Source organism: Hallella mizrahii, assembly GCF_009695775.1.
Classification (GTDB): Bacteria; Bacteroidota; Bacteroidia; order Bacteroidales; family Bacteroidaceae; genus Prevotella; species Prevotella mizrahii.
Genome location: NZ_VUNG01000014.1, coordinates 1 through 23,462, shown reverse-complemented (window position 1 = coordinate 23,462; position 23,462 = coordinate 1). Strand labels below are relative to the sequence as shown.

Here is a 23,462-nt window from a genome sequence, read left to right as displayed (position 1 = left end):
TAAATATATTCGTTTGTCGGCATAGCTCAGTTGGTTAGAGTATCACCTTGACATGGTGGGGGTCCTTGGTTCGAATCCAAGTGTCGACACGAAATACAACTCCAAATGGATTATCAACTCAAAAAGATTGTCCTCACAGGTGGCCCTTGTGCAGGCAAAACGACAGCTCTTGTAAAGGTCATCGACCATTTCTCAAGTTTGGGCTTTAAGGTCTTCACCATTCCAGAAGTACCCACCATGTTTGCCCAAGCAGGAATGGACTACCTGACTACCAATCACGAATTCTTTTATCAAGGCGAGATCGCTACGCTGCAGGAGCAACTCGGGCTGGAAGACAAGTTCATACAGATTGCCCAGACGGTGAAGGAACCGGCGGTGATCGTCTGTGACCGGGGTGCCATGGACATCTCGGCGTATATGAACACCGACATGTGGAACGACATCACCGGGCGCGTAGGTACTTCCACGCCGGAACTGCTCGGACGCTACGATGCCGTGCTTCACCTCGTCTCCGCTGCTGACGGTGCCGAAGAGTTCTACACAGTAGCTAATAACAAGGAACGGTCGGAAGGACTGGAAAAGGCTCGCATCGTCGACAAGCGCGTCATCAACGCATGGAGCGGTCATCCCCATCTGCGCGTTATCAACAACCACGTCGACTTCGACACAAAGATCAACCGCGTGCTCAAGGAGATCTCCGCCGTGCTCGGATTGCCGCAACCTATCACCGAGGAGCGGAAATACATCGTGGAGGTTGTCGGTGACATGCCACAGACCATCGACAGCGACATCGTGCAGACGTATCTCGTGGCTGACCCGGACAGCGAGGTCAGACTGCGTCGACGCATCTGGCCCGGCGGCAAGCGCGTCAACGTGCACACCATGAAGAAAACTGTCGGACCCAACCAGCAGGTCGAGACCGAACGGCAGGTAAGCAACGCTCTCTACGAGTCGCTGCTCTCGCAAGCCGATCCTTATCGCCACACGATATACAAGAAGCGCAAGAGCTTTATCTGGAAAGGACAATACTTCGAGCTCGACACCTATCAACGACAGCTCCAGGGACTTGTCATCCTTGAGACAAAAGGCATCACCGACACCGAAAGCGTCAACTTCCCTCCCTTCCTCAAAGTGGTGAAAGACATCACCGGCGATGCCAATTACTATAACTATAACCTTGCGCTCAGACATTAACTCATGCATATCGTCATTGCAGGAAACATCGGCAGCGGGAAAACCACGCTCACTCAGTTGCTCGCACGGCACTACGGCTGGCGCGCACGAATGGAAAGCGTGACACACAACCCATACCTCGAAGACTATTACAAGGACATGCGGCGGTGGGCACTCAACCTGGAAGTGTTCTTCCTCAAAGAACGCTTCCGCGACTTGCTCACCATCAACCGCAGCAAGCGCACCATCGTACAAGACCGATCCATCTACGAGGGTGTGTATATCTTCGCCGCCAACAACCACGACTTGGGAAATATGAGCGACCGTGACTTCGAAACATACATGGGACTCTTCAACTCTATGATGATGGTGGCGCGTGAACCTGACCTGATGGTCTACCTACGTGCTTCCGTTCCACATCTCGTGGGCAACATTCAGAAACGAGGACGTGCCTACGAGCAGGACATGCAGCTCAGCTATCTCAAACAACTCAACGACCGCTACAATCGCTTCATGACAGAGCAATATCACGGGCGCGCCATCACCATCGATGTCGACAACCTCGACTTTGTCAACCGTCGCGAAGATTTTGAATATATCATCGGCCGCATTGACGAACAGCTCTCACCCCACCCCACTCTGCTGTAATCTTGATGCACGACCCTTGTAGGCTTACTCCATTCTTCACTCAACATACAACACTCATCATTCAAACATGCATATCGCTATCGCCGGCAACATCGGAAGTGGAAAGACCACGCTGACCAAGATGCTTGCCAAAAAATATCACTGGACACCACGCTTTGAGCCTGTAGACAACAACCCTTATCTCGATGACTTCTACGGCGACATGAAGCGCTGGTCTTTCAACCTTCAGATCTACTTCCTCAACAAACGTTTCAAAGAGGTCGTGGAGATTGCCAACAGCCACGACACCATCATCCAGGACAGAACGATCTTTGAGGATGCACGCATTTTTGCGCCGAACCTCCACGACCAGGGATACATGAGTGACCGCGACTTCCAAAACTACAGCGATCTCTTCGACTTGATGATGTCACTGGTCAAGCTTCCACAACTGATGATCTACATCCGTTCGAGTATCCCCACGCTCGTCAAGCACATTGAGAAGCGTGGCCGCTCGTTTGAGAAGAGCATACGCATCGACTATCTTGCCGGACTGCAGAAGCGTTATGAGGATTGGGTGGCCTCGTATCAGGGACCGCTGATCATCATCGACGGCGACAAACTCAGCTTTGAGGATACGCCTGCCGACTTCCGGAAGGTCACCGACATGATCGACGCCGAACTCTTCGGACTGTTTCGAGACGACAGGCTCACCGACAAATAAAACTGTGGGAAAACTAAGATGTGACTGTTCTAACATGCATAGGCATGTTGGACACACCTTATTATATATATAACAACAAACATTCAATATAGCATCATACTTCAGAACAAATGGAAAGAAAAGTAGCATTGATCACAGGCATTACGGGACAAGACGGTTCCTATCTTGCCGAGTTTCTGTTGGACAAAGGTTATGACGTGCATGGTGTCATCCGCCGCTCTTCCGTGGACTTCCGTCCACGCATCGCCCACCTTGAGGGTGCGCCGCATTTCCATCTTCACTATGCCGACTTGAGCGACTCGATGAGTGTGCTAGGCGTCATCGGCAAGGTACGCCCTACTGAGATCTATAACCTCGCCGCACAGAGCCATGTGCAGGTAAGCTTCGACTCTCCGGAGTATACCGCCGACGTGGATGCCGTCGGTGTGCTCCGCATCTTGGAGGCTGTGCGTCAGTTAGGTCTCACGGACAGCTGCCGCATCTATCAGGCTTCCACTTCCGAGCTCTATGGCAAGGTGGAAGAGGTGCCGCAGAACGAGAACACGCCTTTCCATCCCTATTCTCCCTATGCCGTGGCCAAGCAGTATGGCTTCTGGATCGTGAAAGAGTACCGCGATGCTTATAACATGTTCGCCTGCAACGGCATCCTCTTCAACCATGAGAGCGAGCGTCGCGGTGAGACCTTCGTGACACGTAAGATCACGCTGGCTGCCGCCCGCATCAAGCAGGGCAAGCAGGACAAGCTCTATCTCGGCAACCTCTCCAGCCGTCGTGACTGGGGCTACGCCAAGGACTATGTCGAGTGCATGTGGCTGATCCTGCAGCACAAGACACCGGAGGACTTCGTCATCGCCACAGGTAAGCAGCACACCGTACGTGAGTTTGCCACGCTGGCTTTCCATCACGTGGGCATCGAACTGCGCTGGGAAGGCGAGGGTGCTGACGAGAAGGGTATTGACCAGGCTACCGGCAAGGTGCTCATCGAAGTGTCACCGGACTTCTACCGTCCCACCGATGTGGTCAACCTTTGGGGCGATCCCACTAAGGCCAAGGCAGAACTGAACTGGAATCCTACCCGCACATCCTTCGAAGACCTTGTCAAGCTCATGGTGGACAGCGACATGAAGAAGGTAGCTGCCGACGATGCTGCTGCCCGCGTCCGCGTCAACCTCGAAGAATATCTCGAAAAAGGTATAGTGAAATAGAAGAGGAAAACTTATTTCAATCTTACAAGCTAAGGCTCTAAGAACGCAAAGAGAGCAATGTGATATGACTTTAAAGAAATCGGATAAAATATTTGTTGCCGGCCACCACGGCTTGGTGGGCTCGGCCATCTGGAACAACTTGAAACAACGCGGATACAACAATCTTGTTGGCCGCACACACAAAGAGCTGGATCTCACCGACCAGCTCGCCGTAAAGAACTTCTTTGACCAGGAGCAGCCCGACGCGGTGGTGCTTGCCGCTGCCTTCGTGGGCGGCATCATGGCCAACTCGCTCTATCGCGCTGACTTCATCATGCAGAACATGAAGATGCAGTGCAATGTCATCGAGCAGGCCTATAAGCATCATGTGAAGAAACTGCTCTTCCTCGGCTCTACGTGTATCTATCCTAAGAATGCGCCACAGCCGATGAAAGAAGACGCACTGCTCACCTCACCCTTGGAATACACCAATGAGGAGTATGCCATTGCGAAGATTGCAGGACTGAAGATGTGTGAGAGCTACAACCTGCAATATGGCACAAACTATATCGCCGTGATGCCGACAAACCTCTATGGCCCCAACGACAACTTCCACTTGGAGAACTCCCACGTCATGCCGGCCATGATGCGCAAGATCTATTTGGCCAAGCTCATCCACGACGACAACTGGGATGCAATCCGCACGGACATGAACAAACGGCCCATCAACCCGCCTGCAAAGCTCGCCGACCTCATAGGCAAAGAGAATGTCGACGGCAACGAGCCGAAAGAGCGGATTCTGAAAGCTCTCGACTTCTATGGCATTGACAACAACAAGGTGACGCTTTGGGGCGACGGCTCTCCGCTGCGTGAGTTCCTCTGGAGTGAGGACATGGCCGACGCATCAGTACATGTGCTGCTCAACGTAGACTTCAGTGACATCATCGGCATTGAGAAGTACTCTTCTGTGTTCTACGGCGTGAAGACTGACGGTGAGGTGAACCGCAACAACTCGGAAGGCCGTGGCGGCGCCATCCCTTCTCTTGGCGAGATCCGCAACTGCCACATCAACGTGGGTACGGGCAAGGAGCTCACCATCAAAGCGCTGGCCTGCCTCGTGAAGAACACCGTCGGCTTCGAAGGCGAGATCGTCTGGGATACAACAAAACCCAACGGCACACCGCGCAAGCTCATCGACGTGAGCAAACTCCACTCCCTCGGCTGGCACCATAAGGTAGAGATCGAGGACGGTGTGAAGAAACTCTATGACTGGTACCAAAGCACTCTGAAATAACGTAAAACATGAATACCCTCATCAATTGCTTCGTGCCCAAAGGTATCGAAGAGGAAACCAAACGCAACGTGGAGGCTCTCGGCAGCCTCGACCTCGTAGGCGAGGTGACCGTCATCGACGGCGATGTCCGCGACACCAAGACAGTTCACCGCATTGCCGACGAGGCCCGTACCCCCTATACGCTCGTCTTTCTGAAGAACAGCTACATACGCATGGGCTATCTCGCTCTGGAGCGTATGGTGCAGATTGCCGACATCACCGGTGCCGGCATGGTCTACGCCGATCACTATCAGGTCAGCGCCGACGGCAAACGCAAGGACGCACCCGTCATCGACTACCAGCAGGGCAGTCTGCGCGACGACTTCAACTTCGGCTCCGTCGTGCTCTTCCGCACCGACGCACTGAAGGACGCTGCCGCCCGCATGACCGCTGACTACCGGGCCGCCGGCTTTTACGACCTGCGTCTGAAGCTCTCGGAGAAATACCGTATCGAGCATATCAACGAACCGCTCTACTCTGAAGTGGAACTCGACACGCGCAAGACAGGCGAGAAGCTCTTCGACTACGTCGACCCGAAGAACCGAGCCTCACAGATAGAGATGGAGCAGGCCTGCACCGAACACCTCAAGGCCGTGGGTGCCTACTTGGCTCCACAGTTCCACGATGTCAACCTCGACGAGGGCGACTTCCCAGTAGAGGCAAGCATCATGATTCCCGTACGCAACCGCATCCGCACAATCCGCGACGCGCTGAAGAGTGCGCTCAGCCAGCAGACCACCTTTAAATATAATGTGTTCGTCGTGGAGAACGGACCCGAATGTCACTCCACCGACGGTACTACAGAGGCTATCGACGCCATCGACGACGACCGTCTCGTGCATATCGTACCCGACCGCAACGACATTGGCGTGGGTGGAGCATGGAACATGGCACTGCACCATCCGCTCTGCGGACGTTTCATCGTACAGCTCGACTCCGATGATGTTTATTCCGGACCGGACAGTCTGCAAAAGCTCGTCGACGCTTTCCGCCCGCAACAGTGCGCTATGGTCATCGGTGCCTACCGTCTGACCGACATCCATCTCAACACGCTGCCACCCGGAACCATCGATCATCGCGAGTGGACATTGGAGAACGGACGCAACAACGCCCTGCGTATCAACGGACTCGGAGCACCCCGCGCCTTCTTCACGCCCGTGGCCCGTGCCATCAATCTTCCCAACGTGCTCTATGGCGAGGACTATGCACTCGGCCTTGCCATCAGCCGTCGCTACCGCATCGGACGCATCTATGATGTCGTCTACGACTGCCGCCGCTGGGACGACAACTCCGACGGCGACCTGAGCATCGAGAAGGAAAACCGCAACAACACCTATAAGGATCGCATACGTACCTGGGAGCTCTTGGCACGCATCGCACAGAACAAGCAGGAGAAAGACGAATGAAGCACCCACAATCACCTTGGTGGTGGGTGCCCACGCTCTACTTCGCTGAAGGCATACCCTATTTCATCGTGAACAACATCAGCGTGACGATGTTCACCAAGATGGGCGTGCCCAACGGCGAGATGGCACTCTTCACCAGTCTGCTCTATCTGCCGTGGACCATCAAGCCCCTGTGGAGCCCGTTTGTCGACATCATCAAGACCAAGCGGTGGTGGATTCTTGCCATGCAGCTACTGATGAGTGCCGCATTCGTTCTGCTGACGCTGACCATCCCCCACCCCTCTGCAGCTGTCATCGCCTCAGGGCACACGCCCATCAACCTGTTCACCATCACGCTGTTGCTCTTCATCATCACCGCTTTCGCCTCTGCCACGCACGACATAGCGGCCGACGGTTTCTACATGCTCGCGCTGAGCGAGGACAAGCAGAGTTTCTTTGTTGGCATCCGCTCCACGTTCTATCGGCTCTCGTCGATCTTCGGTCAAGGAGTCCTCGTGTACATCGCCGGAAGCCTGGAAAAGAGTAGCGGCAACATCCCCCTGTCATGGCAAGTGACCATGGGCATCACCGCCGCACTGTTCACCGCCATCTCCCTCTACCACACCTTTGCGCTTCCCAAGCCGGGGAGAGACGCGCAGCGCACGGCAGATGGCAAGCCACAGACCTTCGGAGAAGTGCTGAGTGAGTTCGGTCATACTTTCTACACCTACTTCCACAAGCCCGGTGTATGGCTTGCCATCGTGTTCATGTTGCTCTACCGTCTGCCCGAGGCCTTCCTGCTGAAGATGGTCAATCCCTTTCTGCTCGGCACGACGGCGACGGGCGGTTTAGCCCTCGACACCGACACCGTAGGCATCGTCTATGGCACCATCGGCGTCATCGCGCTCACCGTAGGCGGCATCATCGGCGGTATCGCAGCCTCGCGCTGGGGACTGAAGAAAGCCTTATGGCCCATGGCCGCCAGCATGACACTGCCCTGCGCCACATTTGTCTATCTGAGCATCTGCCTGCCCCACGACCTTGTAGTCATCAGCACGTGCGTCGCCGTAGAGCAGTTTGGCTACGGCTTCGGCTTCACAGCCTACATGCTCTACATGATGCACTTCTCCGAAGGCAAGTATGTCACCGCCCACTACGCCATCTGCACAGCGTTCATGGCCCTGAGCATGATGCTCCCCGGTCTCGTTGCCGGCTACATCGAGGAGGCCATCGGCTACCGCGACTTTTTCTGGATGGTGATGGCCTGCTGCCTCGCCACTGTGGTGATGACCATGCTCGTTCGCCGCAAGATCGAGCCGGAGTATGGCAAGAAGCATTAAGGAATGGAGCCCTTCCCTAACCCTCCCCAAGGGGAGGGAATTGCAATACCCTCTTAATACCCTTGAAGGTAATTACTCCCCTCTCCTTTGGAGAGGGGGAAGGGGGTGAGGCTAGTGAAGGGGGTGAGGCTCCTAATTACAACCGGCAAAAGGCAAAGCACAAGGAGCAAGTGTGATTAAAGAGTGTTAAACGTTTGAAAATGAAACACTTCAAGCGCACAAAAACGCCGCAAGAAGAAAAAAACATTGCAATAAATTTCCGTATCACACGAAAAACTTGTAACTTTGCATACCCTAAGAAAAAGGGCTAACACGTTGACATTCATATAATAAAAGAAAAGTATATCAACACCATGACAAAAGCAGATATCATCAGTGAGATTACTGAGCAGACAGGATTGCAAAAGAAAGAAGTGGCCGCAGTAGTGGAGAGCTTCATGGAGTGCGTAAAGCGTTGCATGCTCGACAAGAAAGAGAACGTATATCTCCGCGGTTTCGGCAGCTTCATCATCAAGCATCGCGCTGCCAAGACAGCCCGCGACATTGGCAAGAACACCACGATCACCATTGCCGCCCACGACCTGCCGAGCTTCAAGCCCGCCAAGGCTTTCGTAGAAGAGATGAAAGGCGAGTAAGCCCATCACACTACACTGAGAAAGACAAACAAAACTGTATTATACACAACTTTTAAAACATTTTACCATGCCAAACGGAAAAAAGAAGAAAGGCCACAAGATGGCTACGCATAAGCGTAAAAAGAGATTACGTAAGAACCGCCACAAGAGCAAGTAAGCTCAGGCGACTGTTCTTGAGAGGGGGCACGCCTTTCGTGGTGTGCCCCTTGCTTTTTAACCCTACTAAAACACCAAGAGATGACAAGCGAAGTAATCATTGACGTCAAGCCAAAAGAGATCTCCATCGCCCTGCTCGAGGACAAACGACTGGTAGAATACCAGAACGAGCCCCGCTCGGCCAACTTCTCTGTGGGCAACATCTACGTCGCAAAGGTGAAGAAGCTCATGCCGGGCCTCAACGCCAGTTTTGTCGACGTAGGGTATGAGCGTGACGCTTTCTTGCATTATCTTGACTTAGGTAGTCAGTTTAATTCCTACGCTAAGTATCTCAAGCAGATACAGAGCGACCGCCGGCGCCTCTTCCCCTTTGACAAAGCCACGCGCCTGCCCGACCTACAAAAGGACGGCAGCGTGCAGCAGACGCTCAAACAGGGACAGGAAGTGCTCGTGCAGATTGTCAAGGAGCCTATCTCCACCAAGGGTCCGCGCCTGACGGGCGAGCTGAGCTTTGCCGGCCGCTATCTCGTCTTGCTGCCCTTTGGCGACAAGGTCTCTGTATCCTCCAAGATCAAAAGCGGTGAAGAAAGAGCAAGACTCAAGCAACTCATCCACAGCATCAAACCCAAGAACTGCGGTGTCATCGTCAGAACCGTAGCTGAAGGCAAGCGCGTAGCCGAGCTCGACGGCGAGCTGAAGATCCTGTACAAGCGATGGATGGATGCCATCACCAAGGTGCAAAAGACCCAGCAGCGCCCGCAACTCGTCTATGAAGAGACCAGCAGGGCCGTTGCCTTGCTGCGCGATTTGTTCAACCCCAGCTACGAGAATATTTTTGTCAACGACGACAACGTGTTCCATGAAGTGAAGGATTATGTGGCACTCATCGCCCCTGAAAAGGCAGGTATCGTCAAGCGCTATACCGGAAAGGTGCCCATCTTCGACAATTTCAACGTCACCAAACAGATTAAAGCCAGCTTCGGCAAGACCGTGAACTATGCCCACGGTGCTTACCTCATCATTGAGCACACCGAAGCCATGCACGTTGTGGATGTCAACAGTGGCAACAGATCAAAGAACGAAAAAGGCCAGGAAGGCACGGCTCTCGACACCAACCTCGGAGCTGCCGACGAGTTGGCGCGCCAACTCCGACTGCGTGATATGGGAGGAATCATCGTGGTCGACTTCATCGACATGAACCTGGCTGAGGACCGGCAACTGCTCTATGAGCGCATGTGCAAGAACATGCAGAAGGACCGCGCCCGCCACAACATTCTGCCACTGAGCAAATTCGGACTGATGCAGATCACCCGTCAGCGCGTGCGTCCGGCAATGGACGTCAACGTGGAAGAGACGTGTCCCACCTGCAACGGTACCGGAAAGATCAAGTCAAGCATTCTCTTCACCGACCAGCTCGAAGGGAAAATCGACCGCCTGGTCAACAAGATAGGCATCAAGAAGTTCTATCTCCACGTTCATCCCTATGTCGCTGCCTACATCAATCAGGGCATCATGAGCCTCAAACGCAAGTGGCAGATGAAATACGGATTCGGTGTGCACATCATTCCTTCCCAGAAACTTGCCTTCCTGCAATATGAGTTCTATGACGCAAAGGGTGAGTATCTCGACATGAAGGAAGAGATTGAAACCAAGTAACGGCAGCCCGCAACACGGGCTAAGCCGCATGACCCTACAAGAGGGGGTGTCAACGCTGCGTTGACACCCCCTCTTCTTTATTCTTGCAATACCAGGTCCGTTGCAAAGTCAAAACGGCTTTTCATGTTATCATCTCTGTGTTTTGTCACAGATGTGGCAAGCCCATGCCGAACAAGCATGTGTCTATGCCATTCTGCGGATGCTTATTGATGGCACTTATAATTGAAATCAGGACGCAAAGTAACTATTCAGCTGCCATATCGTCCTTTTGCGATAACAAGTTGTTGATATAACTGGGTTAGTCATATAGAAGCGAATTCATTTCGGCGATTGGCGTCCTCTTCGTTTTGGTAGTATTACCCTGCTAACGGTGCCGCATGTCTTTTATATTTTTTTGCGGGGTTATCCCCGCCCTAACCCTCTTGACGGTAATCATTCCACCCCCGTGCCACATGTTTGTATATCTTTTGCAAGGTTAGGACGGGGATAAACCCCGTCCCTACGGCGGAGGATGCCACTACCGCTGGACAAGTTATTAAGTAGATCTTCGTTAGAAGTAGACTTTTGCTGCACGATCCTTTTTTTCGACCTTTCGGCCTGTATTCGGAGAATAGTTACACGTGTTTCACAGGAAGTCATCTTTTCTTAAAGGATGAATTTTTACAAAACTGCATCACCGCGGAGCTGCAATCTAGAGAGCAGGGAGCCCCGAAAATAAGAAAAAAGAGGGATGAGTCGTACTTTTTTGCTGTCTCATGAAGTCAAAACACTGTTTTGATGTTGTCAAATAACTGAGATGACCGGGTCAAACAACTGAGATGACCGGGTCAAACAACCGAGATGACCAAGTCAAACAACTGAGATGACAGCAAATTCTCTAGAGAATTTTGCGAGAGCGAGGTATTTTTGCCGCATTACAAAAGCTGCACGTTTATAATCCGCTGGCTGCTAACGACTTACAAAAATATACGTATTTTCGCAAAAATCAGAGCAAGATATGTCTTCGTCGAAAAAAATCGATTCTCGCAGGCGGAAAAATGTCAGTTTTATCAACAATTGCAGGATACTCACATTGGCATAAAAGACGAATATTCGCATTTTATCGCTACAAACGGCGGATATTCCAAATATTTTATGTAAGTTTGCCATAAATAAAACCAAATCACCATGAAGCAACACCTTCTTTTCAACAAGGCAACCGTCTGCCGACATTTAGTCAGGGCACTGCTGTTGCTCTGCTTCTATCCGCTGACAGCCTCCGCCCAACAACACGACAAGTTGCTCACGCTGCTCCGTGACCGGCTGAAATACAACTTCTCCCAACTGCAGAAGCAGACGGTGAAGCCCTATTTCATGAGCTATCGTGTCGAGGACAACGACACGCGCACGATCACCAGTACCTTTGGCGTGCTCAACGGCAACAACGACAGCCACGTGCGCTCGTTTATCCCGCAGGTGCGCGTGGGTTCCATGGCACTTGACAACTACAAGAACGACAATAGTGGCGGACGCCAGCAAGGAGCGACACTGCCCTTTGACGACAATGCCACCGACGGCATCACCACCAACTTCTGGCAAGCCACGATGGCCGCTTACGACGGTGCTGTAGAGGCCTATGAGGACGCCAAGAGCAAGGCCGCCACGTCGGCCGCCGACGAGGACAAGGCACCTTGCTTCTCCAAAGCCCCGGCGGAGCAATTCTACGAAGAGCCGCTCAACGCCGCCGCTGTCAAGCTCGACGACCAGCAATGGGTCAAACGGCTCAACACCGTGAGTGCCGTGTTCAAGGCTGATCCAACCCTTCAGAACGGCACAGCGGCACTGATCTATGAGGTCAACCGCTCCTATCTCGTCAACACCGACGGCACCGAGGTGGTGCAGAACCGGCGCACGGCGCGTGTCATCATCATCGCCCAGGCCATGGCCGACGACGGCATGATGCTGCCTGTGTTGCAGGACTTCTTTGCCTTCAACCCCGACTCGCTGCCCTCTGAGGAGCGTCTCGTCGCCGCAGCACAAGACCTGCTCAAACGTGTACAAGCCCTGAAGGCTGCTCCCGTCGCCAACCCCTATACCGGTCCGGCCATCCTCTCGGGTCCGGCTGCCGGCGTCTTCTTCCATGAGATCTTCGGTCACCGTCTCGAAGGCCACCGCCTCAAGAAAGGCGGCGAGACCTTTAAGAATATGGTCGGCAAGCAAGTGCTGCCCACCACCTTCAACGTCTATTGCGATCCTACGCTGCGCCACTATGCCGGCGTGGACATGAACGGCAGCTACCGCTACGACGACGAAGGCGTGAAAGCCCGTCGCGTCGACAATGTCGTAAACGGCGTGCTGCGCTCCTTCCTCATGAGCCGCAAGCCCATCGACGGCTTCCCCGAGAGCAACGGACACGGCCGCGCTGACCTGAAAAGCGATCCCGTCAGCCGACAGTCCAACCTGATCGTGGAGACCACCAAGTCCTATACAGATGCCCAGCTGCGCGACATGCTCATCCGCGAGGCCAAGCGGCAGGGCAAGCCCTACGGCTATTTCTTCCGTACGGTGACGAGCGGCTACACGATGACGGGCGAAGGCGGAAGCATCAACTCGTTCAACGTCACGCCCGTGGAGGTCTACCGTGTCTTTGTCAACGGCAAGCCCGACGAGCTCGTGCGTGGTGTGAGCCTCATCGGCACACCGCTCTCGATGTTCTCCCATATTCAGGCAGCAGGCGACCGTCCCGCCGTGTTCACCGGCAGCTGTGGCGCTGAGTCGGGTTGGGTGCCCGTGACAGCCTGCGCCCCCGCCGTCTTTGTCAGTCAGATAGAGACCCAACGTGCACAGAAGACCGACTTCGTACCGCCGATCCTCCAGGCACCTATATATAATAATGAGTACCAACCGCTCACCAATGCTATCGGCAAGGATGTCGACAACGTGATCTTCACCGCCATGAGCGACGACATGAAACGGTCGATGGACAGCCTGCAACTCGAAGGATCGCCCAAGCCGTTTTATCTCGACATGATGGCTACACGCTCACGTGGTTTCGACATCACCGGCGAATTGGGTGGCATCTCCTTGAGCGACCAGACACCGTGGCACACCTATCTGTCCACCCATCTGCTTCTCGGCAACTATAAGAGTACCAACGAACTGCCGGGACAAGAGAACGTGCTCGGACTCAACAATGGCGAACAAGTCGACTACAACGACATCCGCCGCTCCTTCTGGCAACTCAACGACGCCGCCTATAAGCAGGCTGTGGTATTGCAGGCACAGAAGATGTCCTACCTGAAACAGAATCCGCCTTCGCTCGATCTGTCAAAGCTCCCCAACCTGCAACCGATGAAGCCGTCCACGCAGATCGTCGACGACACCTCCGGCTTCGACATCGACATGCCAAGGTTGGAGCAGACCGCCAAGCGCCTCTCTGCCGTCTTTGAGCACTATCCCAAGCTCTATCACACCTCGGTGAAGATCAGCGGAGAGCAGATGGTCTCTTACCGCCTGACATCTGAAAACGTGAAGATCAAGCAGCCCCATCACCGTGTCATCATCACTGCCGAAGCCTACTTCCGCGATGCCGACCAGGTGGAGCAAAGCGATGACTACACCTTCGCCTACGAGAGTACAGCTGAGATTCCTGCCGACGACGTGCTGGAGGCTCAGGTGCGCGCCTTTGCCGACAGCTGCATGACGCTGTGCCAAGCTCCCACCATGCCGAAATACTACAAGGGTCCGGCCCTCTATGTCGACGGTGCCGCCATGAACTCTCTCGTCGACAACCGACTGATCTCAGAGCCTTCCTACGAAGAAGATGGCGACGACATCGGACAGAAGATCGGTGAGCCCTTCATCAGCAACATGATCTCTATCGTCAACCGCAACGACCTGAAGACCTACGAGGATCAGCCGGTCTATGGCCACACGACGGCAGATGCCGACGGCGTGACACCGGCTCCACAGCAGATTCTTATCGACCACGGCGTGCTGAAGGCGAAACTCAACGGTGCCGCACCTACGCTGTTCGCTCCCGCCACCACGGGCAGTGCACGTTTCTTCAACGATCCCGACAAGCCAAGCATCGGCACGGGCTTCAACACCATGCAGGTGCAGGCTACATCGACCACACCGGAGAAAGACATGTTGAAACTGCTCATCAAACAGGCAAAGAAACGGAACCTGCCCTTCGCCTACATCGTGGAGATGCCGCTCCGTCAGTCTGCCACACGACTCTACCAGGTCGACGTGAAGACGGGAGCCATGAAACTGATGAAGACAGACCAGAACATGACAACATCAGACGATGAGCTGATGAATATCCTCGCCGTTTCGAACAAGGAGGATCTCTTCAACGTCATCAATCCTTATACGTTCACCATCATCTATCCACACAGTTTCCTGCTCAACGAGATCGAGCTCAACAAGGCTACCATGGAGGTGCAGAAAGAGTTCGAGATCCCGTACCCGGTTAGCGAATGATGAGTGTCGAATGATGAACGGATGCAATGTTCAGTGTTCAGTGTTGAGTGTTGAATTGTAAATGTAGAATAGAGCTAAAATGAAATCATATAATATGCAGATGAGAAAGATTTTCATTGCCATGCTGCTCGTGCTCACCATGCCGGCCATGGCACAAAAGGCAAAGGAGGAAATCAAAGCCGACCGCAATCTCGCGGCAAGTAACTATCTGGCCTATCCCGGCCCCAAAGCGAAACTTACCAAGGCTCCGGAAGGCTACTCTCCTTATTATATCAGCCACTACGGCCGCCACGGTTCCCGCTATCTCATCAACCCGGCTCAATACAGCGACGCGGTGGACATCCTTGCCAAAGCCGACAGTCTTGGCAAGCTCTCACCACGCGGCCACGACGTGCTGAACAAGGTCAGAATGCTTGCCGCCGAGGCGCAGGGACGCTTGGGCGAGCTCACTCCCTTAGGCGCGGAACAACACCGCGGCATCGCCCACCGTATGTATATGCGCTTCCCGCAGGTCTTCAACGGCAACGTGCATGTCGATGCCCGCTCTACCGTCGTCATCCGATGCATCCTCTCCATGGAGAATGAACTCATGGAACTGGCACGTCTCAACCCGCGGCTCGTCATCACCAGCGATGCCAGCGCACACGACATGTACTACATGAACGATGAGCACGGCAAATACAACAAGCTGCGCAACACGCCGGAGGCTCGGCAGGCACTCGCTGACTTCAACAAACAGCACGAAGACTACAGCCATCTGATGGGACTGCTCTTCAACGACACTGCCTACGCACACGCTATCAACGGCAACAAACTCGGTGAGCGGCTCTTCGACCTCGCTGCCAACATCCAAAGCACGGAGCTCAGACATAAGTTCAGCCTCTGGCCGATCTTCACCGACAAAGAGCTCTATGACTCTTGGCAGCGCAAAAACGCTATGTGGTATATGTACTACGGCCCTTCGCGCCAGGCCCGCAGCTATGGACTGCTGACACAGGCCAACCTGCTGAACAACATCATCGCTACGGCGGACAGCTGCCTGCTCCTCCAGCATCCGGGAGCTACCATGCGCTTTGCCCATGAGTCGGATGTCATGCCGCTGGTGTGTCTGCTCAACCTCAACCACTACGGCGAGACCATCGACGACCTTGAGCAACTCGACGACCGCGGATGGAACAACTACGACATCTACCCCATGGCCTGCAACGTGCAGCTGATCTTCTACAAACCCAACACCGCCACGGACCTCAGCAAGGCCGACATCCTCGTCAAGGTGCTCCTCAACGAGAACGAGGCTACCCTGCCCGTCACCACTGACAAGGCACCGTATTACCACTGGAAAGACGTGCGCGCCTACCTCCTTCAGCGACTGAAACAGCTGAAATAGGCTGCAACAAATATATTATACCCGCAACGGAGGCGTAACCCATAAGAAAAGAAATAGGCTACGCCTCCTTTTTAATTGCAGTATTTGCAACTTATTGTGTACCAATTCGTTTTGATTAAAACGGCAGAAAAATGATTGCGTGGATTTAATGAAGAATGAAAAAGACGAAGACTTAATATATTTAACCTTTATTAAATGGAAAGTAAAGAATCCGTTGATGTCATTATATGAAAAATAAATGATGGCAGTAAGTATGTAAAGAATGTTGTTGCATTTGATGAGGACGATAAGACATTAGCAAGTCTCAAGCTGCATCATAATACAAAAGACATTTCTGTTCTATATATTGCGTCTTTACAAATACCCGATGTGCCTCCATTTTGCATGACGGGCCAAGAAATGATAGATAGGATAAGTGATGATGAAGACCGAAAGACATTCAAAAAATACCTCAACCACGTTAAGAATGTGAATGTACTCTTTCCAATAGGATTAAATTATGCCATAGGTGGTATCTGTATACACGACTTGAAAGTGAACAGAAACGGCTATCGGAAAGGAACACTGACATCATTTAAGGTACTGACATCTTTTGAAAACAAAAATAAGAAACTTGACAGGCTATATGCTTCGGTATATTCTAGTCAACGTATTGCCGAACGGACTGCTGGAGGAATAATGATGGAGAAGCGTTTTATTGTAGCCGGGCTTGGCAGCATAGGCAGTAACCTATGCTACTTTCTTAACGGTTACAATAATGCTACATTTGCCCTGACAGACAGAGATTGGCTAACAGTTGATAATATTGGACGCCATCTACTCGGCTTTGAGTACATTGGCCAGTACAAGTCGCATGCCGTTGCACGCCACCTACAGCAATACAGACCAGATAGGAAAGTACAAGCATTACTAAAGAACCTACAGGAACTGAAGGAAGAAGAAATCAACAAAGCCAGTGCTATATTTGTTTGTACTGGCGATATTATGTCAGAGAAATGGCTGTTTAGCCAAATGGCTGAAGGAAATATAAGAAAACCAGCTTTTATACTTTGGCTGGAACCTTACGGAATATCTGGCATCATGATATATGTTAATCCAGAAGATGAAGAGTCTGTTAAGCGATTGAGAGAAAAAGCCAATGACAACTTTATGAGTTATTGCATGGTAAAGCGAGAAGAATATGAAGATGGAGAGAGACTTACGAAGCATGATGCTGGGTGCAACGGCAGTTATTCGCTGTATTCTGCCAATGATGTGTCCATGTTTCTCTCTTCAATGTTCCATATTATAGACAAATTATTAGAAAAGCCGTCAGAATCAAAATGTTACCGATGGGTAGGAAACACAAATATAGCAATGGAAAAAGGCGTAAACCTTGTGTCATCGTTGGGGGTGTCAAAAAATACTTTGCAAGAACTGCCAGTGTAAATGTTGACGATTATCACTTCGAAATAAAACAAGAAGTAGTCAATGAATTGATAAGCAATGCTCAGTGTGAAGGCAATGAGCTTTGTGGAGTACTGATGGGGTCACAGGTTGGTCATAACTACTATAGAATAAGTAAGATTTCGCCACCATGTGTTAGAAGCCACACCCGTTGTGGCTGTGAGCGAGATGCTGCGATGGCGAATCAATTTATTGAAAAAGACTACAATCAGTCCGAGCATACGCGTTTCTATATTGGAGAGTGGCATACCCATCCTGAAGATAATCCCACACCATCGGCAATCGACTATAGCTCTATTAAAGACAATTATCAAACAGCGTCACTTGTGGTGCCATTTTTGCTTATGATTATAGTAGGAACAAAATCTTTCCATATAAGCATATATGATGGCGATAAGTTTATAAAAGTAGAACCAGAGCTGGTGTGATTAAACAAAATATTTTGATAAAACAATAAAAATAATAACACGGTTTTTACTTAATCCAACAATTGAATACAGAAGATGAATATTTAATGTTATTAACCCTTTTTAGACTACAATTTGATTAATGATGGTGTAAAAGTATAAAGTTGAGATTGTTTAATTTTGTTCACATTTATACCAAGATTAATAAGTTTTTTAGCAATCTTATTGACTGTACTAGTATCTAGTCTTGGGTCAATGACAAAATCGTCAAACATCGTCGCTGGTGTTATATCATAAGATAAGCCTTCTCCCATGTCTTGATCATGCATGATAATAATACGAACTTCACTTTCATGTGAGAAAGGCTTACGTTTTTTATATAACGATGGAACAATATTATTACCGATATCCTGAGCTGTATGCATATGTAGTTCTTTTATCCACTGCAAAATTTCTTTTTTATAAACATATTCTACTGAACCAATAGATGTTGTTGCCATACAATCATCTGAAGTATATACAGCATCAAATAGTCTTTGGGCAGTTGTTTTTATTCTAATGGCAATATCATTCATTTTACTGAGGTTTGAATAAATTCTCCACATTGCATCAGATTCACTTAGTAAAGTCCAACACTGACCATATATTTGATCCATCAAATTGTCTGCACTCAAATGTCTGTTATCATACACGAAGTCCTGTTTTAACAGGAAATTTTCATACGTATCTTCCCATTTTTTCACTTTTCCCACATATAGTTTTTGGGTCTTAAGCATGGTAATTACATACTTCAACGGTATATATTTATAAACAGGTCTACTCAGATCTAAACCATTTATAACACGTTGCATCTTGAAATAGTCATTGATAGCCATAATAATTTGTTATTAAGAAAACTTTAAAAATCTACACGCATTATTTGTAGATATATTATAAATACTATTCATATATAAACAGTTCCTCCATGGTAATCGGTATCGGTGATATTTCTGAATACATATTCTCATGGAGTCCGTACGTTGTAACAAGGCTTACTTGCACACCACCTTTATGCCCTGTCTCCTTCTGGAAGGTTTCCATTCGACGGACAATGTTTCTATACTCTTTCTCATCAAGAGTATAATCGTCCTTGGAGTATTTCATTTCACAGATGGTTACGATACCATCAGCACGATCTATAACCAAGTCAATCTGAACGGCAGGTTGGCTTTTCTGACTGCGCCATGCATAGTATTCATGCCTAATAGCATCAAGACGTAAACCATGTACAATCTGCCTTACATGCCACAGACATACACGTTCAAAAGTCAGTCCATACCAATTGTTTTGCTCTGGAGTACCGAGTGTGTTGCGCCAAAAATGTTCATCTGTCACTCTGCGAGTGCCAAATCGATAGTGGAATAGAGAAAAGAAATCTACCAGCTGATAGATGCCATTTTTTTGTAATGTGCCATTGTTGTATCTGCGTACAAAGTCACAATGTTCCAGGTCGTCCAACATATCACTAAGATGACCATTATCTGGAATCTTCAATTCATTTGCTATTTCTGTTCGAGTGTATCCGTCACGATGTGTACTGAGCAAGCGAACAATTTCCATGTAAGACTCAGCATTCTTAAACAAAGAGTTGAAGAGCCTTTGATATTCATTTTCCAATTCTGGCTCAGCGGAAAAGAAAAGCGTATCTATGTTGTCTGGAACATTCTTCTTTGGGTCAAGCAAACTCAAATAATAAGGAACACCACCAAGGACCATGTACGCTTGCAACACTGCAATTCTTGGCCAGCGGAATTTTCTGCTTTTGAGATATTCTTCTGTTTGCCCAAGAGAGAACGGACGGAGATGCATGGTGTGAGTAGCACGTTTATGGAGTCCTGCTTTATTATTAACAATATTACGCATCATCCATGATGTAGCAGAGCCGCATACAACAAAATATATGTTGTCAATCCATGACGCACGGCTATTCCAGAACAAGTCTAATGCTTGCAGAAATCCTGAGCGATGAGTGTCAAAACACGGCAGTTCGTCTATGAACACGACCAACCGACGTTTGCGATTCCTGTTCTTGCGTTCTAACAACTCTGCAAGTTGAGTAAAAGCCTCAATCCACGAAGTTGCCTTATTTCCTTTGTGACCATATCGCACCAACGCATTGTGGAAGGCCTCCATTTCCGTTTCGCGCGAACCGTCAATGACCCCAGTAGCATAAAAGTCAAACCGATCCTTAAAGAAACTTCGGATTAGAAAGGTCTTGCCTACACGGCGGCGACCATACAATGCAATAAATTCACTCTTCCCCGACTCCATATAGTCAGTGAGTTTACCAAATTCCGCTTCTCTTCCAATAATCTTTTCCATCTGCTTCAACTCAAGTTATTATATCTAGGCAGGAATGATAGAAAAATTCACATCATGCCTAATTTGCTGTTACAAAGATACAAATAATAATTGGAATCAAAAATATTTCGGGCGGAAACTTGAGATTTTTTAATGTTTCCGCCCGAAATAAGACCTCAAAAGTAGCATTTATATTGCTTTCATCATCTTATATACCTTTGAATATTAAGTAATAATTCAAAGGTCACGTACTTATGACTTATTATTAGCTTTTGAAAATAATCAATAGCACAGGGATTTAATCATTGAATACGGGCGGAAAATGCAAAAAAAAATGCATATTTCCGCCCAAGATATGACAGAGCGGTCAAGCAATGACAAAGAAAAAAGTATAGAATCAACTCATAGACTTACTCTAGTTAATTTGATAGATTTGTTCCAATTTACCCGATTCCGTGCCAGATTTATATAAAATCGTAAAATAACAACGGTTTTCACAATGTTTCTGCTCGTAATCCAATAAATTTATATAACTTTGCGTCAAAATTAAACGAAGTCAAGAACTATGGCTAAGTTAAATCGCTTAAAAGTAGTGCTCGTCGAAAAAGAGAAGAGCGGTAAGTGGTTGGCAGATCAATTAGGGAAGTCAACATGTACTGTTAGCAAATGGTGTAGTAATACAACACAGCCAGATTTGCAAACTTTGGATAAAATTGCCAAGATGCTTGATGTTAATGTCAAAGAACTTTTAAACGATACCGAAAAAGATAAATAATATGGCTGCGATAAATGACTTGATTGCTCGAATTCAGGATCCTGAACTTCGTATTCGAATAGAGAAGGAGGTAAAGGATTTGACTAAACAAAAGAAATTTGGTCTTGTATTTGAGAACCATATACCAGAAATGACTTTACTCTATGACTATCCTATTAGTCGTGGATGTAAAGTGATTTGCAAGTCAGATGATGACAAGAAGCTCTCAGAGGATATTCTTTGGATGGTAATGAAAATAAACAAGGGAAAGGCTACTTGTGTACATACTGTTACGAATGAGGAACAGACTTTTGATATTTCTGAGCTTATTTGTGTGGCCAAAAATGGCGAGCCTATTTATCCTTGTTTAAAGTTTGTTGACTCGGTTCAAAATGCACCTGATAGTGATTTGTGGCATACTCTTATAGAGGCAGATAACTATCATGCTCTTCAGCTTCTTGCTTATCTTTATCCTGGTATGGTGGATTGTATATATATTGACCCTCCATATAATAGTGGCGCAACTGATTGGAAATACAACAACAACTATGTGGATGAAAATGATGGTTATCGTCATAGCAAATGGCTCGCTATGATGGAAAGTCGTTTGCTACTTGCAAAAAAATTGCTCAATCCAAAGAGTTCCGTTCTTATTGTCACAATTGATGAAAAGGAATATTTACATTTGGGATGCTTACTGGAAGAATTATTTCCTGAGTCAAATATTCAGATGGTAAGTAGTGTGATTAATCCTAAAGGAGTGGCTACCAAACGAGAATTTTCACGTGTAGATGAATACATCTTCTATATCTTTAATGGGGAAGCATCTGTCATACCAGGATATAATGACATGCTTCATCCTCCTGTTGTTGGAAAAAAAGTTCGATGGGCAAGTTTGTTGAGGAGTGGAAACAATAGCGCTCGATTTGCAAGGCCGAATTTGTATTATCCTATCTTCTTCAACAAATCAGATGGGAGTTTTAATAGTGTAGGATGTTCTCTTTCATTAGCAGAAGATAAAAACAATATTCAAATACCCAATGACTGCTTTGTTGTATGGCCAACAAAGAACAATGGAGAGGATGCAACTTGGACATTACAACAGACTACCTTTACTGAAAAACTAAATAAGGGCTACATAAAATTTGGTCCTTGGAAGAAAGGTAGTCCTTTCCGTTCTATTAGTTATTTGGCAAAAGGAACCGAAAAGTCAGTACGAGAAGGTGAAATAGAAATATTAGGTAAAGACAAAGATGGGACAATAATTACAGGCTTATCCTACAAGCCTGTAATGCCTGTAACAATATGGAATCAACAATCCCATAGTGCTGGTGATTACGGTTCTAGTTTATTGCTTAACATCTTTAAGGGCAAGCGTTTTGATTTTCCTAAATCAGTCTATGCAGAACACGATGCTCTTCGGTTCTTTATCGCAGACAAGCCTAATGCATTAGTCGTGGATTTTTTTGCGGGAAGTGGAACAACTCTTCACGCTATCAATCTCTTAAATAAAGAAGATGGAGGTCATCGCCGGTGCATTATGGTGACAAACAACGAGGTGAGTGCAGACGAGGAAACAACTTTTAGAGCCAGAGGCCTGCATAAGGGTGATGAAGATTGGGAGAAATTTGGTATTGCACGCTATGTAAATTGGCCAAGAACAAAATGCTCAATTAAAGGTGTAGATGTTAATGGACAACCTATCAATGGCGAATACATTACTTCAAACACTAAGGAAATCACCCAGAAGCGAGCAATTAAACAATTATCTTTTGAAATTCCTGACGGTAGGCAAGGCATAAATGCCAAGAAGCAAATAGTGGCTCTTATAAACGACAAGAAAATGCCGCAGAATTCAGTTACAGTAGAATGTCCTTATATTGTAAAAGAGGATGCTTCTACAGCGATATTGTTTGACATAAATAGTTTTGACGATTTCTTCGATGAAATCCATGAAGATATAGAGACAATTTACGTTGTAACGACAAACAACAAAGCATTTAAAGCGGCAAAACGGGAACTTGATGAATTGCCAGAAAGGAAAAAGACAGTCCCTGTTACATTCCCGATGTCTGAAGGATTTAAGGCTAATGCTGTTTTCTATAAACTTACATTTTTGGACAAAGAGGCTGTTTCATTAGGTACGCAACTTGACAAGTTGTTATCTATACTATGGATGAAAGCTGGCGCACATGGTATCTGCCCTACTCATGTTGAAGGAGAATATGCAATATTTCCAGAGAACAGGATGGCGATACTTATTGACGAGTATGGTTTTGATGAACTGAAAGAAGAAATCGAACAGCATCCAGATATTGAAACCTTAATTCCGCAACACTTTGATTTAACTTTATTTATAAGTACCTGAGCAACAAAAAGTTGCTCAGGATTTTGCCATGTCAGATTTTTCACCTATCTTAGTGTTGCAAATCAAAATATGTATCAAAC

Annotated in this window: 17 protein-coding genes and 1 tRNA gene; 16 read left to right on the top strand and 2 right to left on the bottom strand. The window is 48.6% G+C overall.

The annotated features are described in order from the left end of the window. Positions 1-15: 15 nt before the first annotated feature. The 14 genes from FYJ73_RS06975 to FYJ73_RS06910 all read left to right on the top strand — a co-directional run bounded on the left by FYJ73_RS06975 (position 16) and on the right by FYJ73_RS06910 (position 17,941). Positions 16-89 (top strand) — tRNA-Val (locus FYJ73_RS06975). A gap of 16 nt (positions 90-105) precedes the next feature. Next, the gene (locus FYJ73_RS06970; protein WP_154533996.1) at positions 106-1,194 is read left to right on the top strand and encodes an AAA family ATPase; all 1,089 of its coding nucleotides are present in this window, start codon (positions 106-108) and stop codon (positions 1,192-1,194) included. Positions 1,195-1,197: 3 nt separating this feature from the next. Continuing rightward, a complete protein-coding gene (locus FYJ73_RS06965; protein ID WP_154533995.1) occupies positions 1,198-1,821 on the top strand; it encodes a deoxynucleoside kinase in 624 nt (207 codons plus the stop codon). A gap of 67 nt (positions 1,822-1,888) precedes the next feature. Further along, positions 1,889-2,524: a deoxynucleoside kinase gene (locus FYJ73_RS06960; protein ID WP_154533994.1), complete on the top strand. Its 636-nt coding sequence runs from the start codon at positions 1,889-1,891 to the stop codon at positions 2,522-2,524. Between the two features lie 110 nt (positions 2,525-2,634). After that, complete coding sequence (gene gmd / locus FYJ73_RS06955; protein WP_154533993.1) at positions 2,635-3,729, top strand: GDP-mannose 4,6-dehydratase; 1,095 nt, start codon at positions 2,635-2,637, stop codon at positions 3,727-3,729. Positions 3,730-3,793: 64 nt separating this feature from the next. Further along, positions 3,794-5,002, top strand: a complete 1,209-nt coding sequence (locus tag FYJ73_RS06950) for a GDP-L-fucose synthase family protein (protein WP_154533992.1) — start codon at positions 3,794-3,796, stop codon at positions 5,000-5,002. 8 nt (positions 5,003-5,010) lie between these two features. Further along, positions 5,011-6,447: a glycosyltransferase family 2 protein gene (locus FYJ73_RS06945; protein ID WP_154533991.1), complete on the top strand. Its 1,437-nt coding sequence runs from the start codon at positions 5,011-5,013 to the stop codon at positions 6,445-6,447. Next, the gene (locus tag FYJ73_RS06940) at positions 6,444-7,766 is read left to right on the top strand and encodes an MFS transporter (RefSeq protein ID WP_154533990.1); all 1,323 of its coding nucleotides are present in this window, start codon (positions 6,444-6,446) and stop codon (positions 7,764-7,766) included. The genes FYJ73_RS06945 and FYJ73_RS06940 overlap by 4 nt, the downstream gene beginning before the upstream one ends. 353 nt (positions 7,767-8,119) lie before the next feature. Further along, positions 8,120-8,401, top strand: coding sequence for an HU family DNA-binding protein (locus FYJ73_RS06935; RefSeq protein ID WP_154533989.1), 282 nt, complete (start codon positions 8,120-8,122; stop codon positions 8,399-8,401). Positions 8,402-8,638: 237 nt separating this feature from the next. After that, positions 8,639-10,213: an Rne/Rng family ribonuclease gene (locus FYJ73_RS06930; RefSeq protein ID WP_154533988.1), complete on the top strand. Its 1,575-nt coding sequence runs from the start codon at positions 8,639-8,641 to the stop codon at positions 10,211-10,213. 1,167 nt (positions 10,214-11,380) lie between these two features. Further along, positions 11,381-14,680: a TldD/PmbA family protein gene (locus FYJ73_RS06925; protein ID WP_154533987.1), complete on the top strand. Its 3,300-nt coding sequence runs from the start codon at positions 11,381-11,383 to the stop codon at positions 14,678-14,680. A 100-nt stretch (positions 14,681-14,780) separates the two neighbouring features. Next, complete coding sequence (locus FYJ73_RS06920) at positions 14,781-16,067, top strand: histidine-type phosphatase (RefSeq protein ID WP_419471136.1); 1,287 nt, start codon at positions 14,781-14,783, stop codon at positions 16,065-16,067. Between the two features lie 399 nt (positions 16,068-16,466). Continuing rightward, positions 16,467-17,495, top strand: coding sequence for a ThiF family adenylyltransferase (locus FYJ73_RS06915; RefSeq protein ID WP_235899273.1), 1,029 nt, complete (start codon positions 16,467-16,469; stop codon positions 17,493-17,495). Continuing rightward, complete coding sequence (locus FYJ73_RS06910; RefSeq protein WP_206081719.1) at positions 17,399-17,941, top strand: Mov34/MPN/PAD-1 family protein; 543 nt, start codon at positions 17,399-17,401, stop codon at positions 17,939-17,941. Before FYJ73_RS06915 ends, FYJ73_RS06910 begins: the two co-directional genes overlap by 97 nt. A gap of 107 nt (positions 17,942-18,048) precedes the next feature. On the opposite strand, the gene FYJ73_RS06905 is transcribed toward FYJ73_RS06910, so the two are convergent. Together FYJ73_RS06905 and FYJ73_RS06900 are read right to left on the bottom strand one after the other, a co-directional pair. Beyond that, the gene (locus FYJ73_RS06905; protein WP_154533984.1) at positions 18,049-18,795 is read right to left on the bottom strand and encodes a hypothetical protein; all 747 of its coding nucleotides are present in this window, start codon (positions 18,793-18,795) and stop codon (positions 18,049-18,051) included. A 64-nt stretch (positions 18,796-18,859) separates the two neighbouring features. Then, on the bottom strand, positions 18,860-20,281 hold the full coding sequence (locus FYJ73_RS06900) for an AAA family ATPase (protein ID WP_154533983.1): 1,422 nt from the start codon (positions 20,279-20,281) through the stop codon (positions 18,860-18,862). 544 nt (positions 20,282-20,825) lie between these two features. Between FYJ73_RS06900 and FYJ73_RS06895 the strand changes: the two genes are divergently transcribed. Together FYJ73_RS06895 and FYJ73_RS06890 are read left to right on the top strand one after the other, a co-directional pair. Beyond that, the gene (locus FYJ73_RS06895; protein WP_154533982.1) at positions 20,826-21,035 is read left to right on the top strand and encodes a helix-turn-helix transcriptional regulator; all 210 of its coding nucleotides are present in this window, start codon (positions 20,826-20,828) and stop codon (positions 21,033-21,035) included. A 1-nt stretch (position 21,036) separates the two neighbouring features. Further along, complete coding sequence (locus tag FYJ73_RS06890) at positions 21,037-23,382, top strand: site-specific DNA-methyltransferase (RefSeq protein ID WP_154533981.1); 2,346 nt, start codon at positions 21,037-21,039, stop codon at positions 23,380-23,382. Positions 23,383-23,462 lie beyond the last annotated feature (80 nt).

Bases quoted from the DNA above. Each gene is read 5' to 3' on its own strand.
- FYJ73_RS06970 (WP_154533996.1), top strand. From the start codon at position 106: ATGGATTATCAACTCAAAAAGATTGTCCTCACAGGTGGCCCTTGTGCA.
- FYJ73_RS06965 (WP_154533995.1), top strand. From the start codon at position 1,198: ATGCATATCGTCATTGCAGGAAACATCGGCAGCGGGAAAACCACGCTC.
- FYJ73_RS06960 (WP_154533994.1), top strand. From the start codon at position 1,889: ATGCATATCGCTATCGCCGGCAACATCGGAAGTGGAAAGACCACGCTG.
- gmd (WP_154533993.1), top strand. From the start codon at position 2,635: ATGGAAAGAAAAGTAGCATTGATCACAGGCATTACGGGACAAGACGGT.
- FYJ73_RS06950 (WP_154533992.1), top strand. From the start codon at position 3,794: ATGACTTTAAAGAAATCGGATAAAATATTTGTTGCCGGCCACCACGGC.
- FYJ73_RS06945 (WP_154533991.1), top strand. From the start codon at position 5,011: ATGAATACCCTCATCAATTGCTTCGTGCCCAAAGGTATCGAAGAGGAA.
- FYJ73_RS06940 (WP_154533990.1), top strand. From the start codon at position 6,444: ATGAAGCACCCACAATCACCTTGGTGGTGGGTGCCCACGCTCTACTTC.
- FYJ73_RS06935 (WP_154533989.1), top strand. From the start codon at position 8,120: ATGACAAAAGCAGATATCATCAGTGAGATTACTGAGCAGACAGGATTG.
- FYJ73_RS06930 (WP_154533988.1), top strand. From the start codon at position 8,639: ATGACAAGCGAAGTAATCATTGACGTCAAGCCAAAAGAGATCTCCATC.
- FYJ73_RS06925 (WP_154533987.1), top strand. From the start codon at position 11,381: ATGAAGCAACACCTTCTTTTCAACAAGGCAACCGTCTGCCGACATTTA.
- FYJ73_RS06920 (WP_419471136.1), top strand. From the start codon at position 14,781: ATGAGAAAGATTTTCATTGCCATGCTGCTCGTGCTCACCATGCCGGCC.
- FYJ73_RS06915 (WP_235899273.1), top strand. From the start codon at position 16,467: ATGATAGATAGGATAAGTGATGATGAAGACCGAAAGACATTCAAAAAA.
- FYJ73_RS06910 (WP_206081719.1), top strand. From the start codon at position 17,399: ATGGGTAGGAAACACAAATATAGCAATGGAAAAAGGCGTAAACCTTGT.
- FYJ73_RS06905 (WP_154533984.1), bottom strand. From the start codon at position 18,795: ATGGCTATCAATGACTATTTCAAGATGCAACGTGTTATAAATGGTTTA.
- FYJ73_RS06900 (WP_154533983.1), bottom strand. From the start codon at position 20,281: ATGGAAAAGATTATTGGAAGAGAAGCGGAATTTGGTAAACTCACTGAC.
- FYJ73_RS06895 (WP_154533982.1), top strand. From the start codon at position 20,826: ATGGCTAAGTTAAATCGCTTAAAAGTAGTGCTCGTCGAAAAAGAGAAG.
- FYJ73_RS06890 (WP_154533981.1), top strand. From the start codon at position 21,037: ATGGCTGCGATAAATGACTTGATTGCTCGAATTCAGGATCCTGAACTT.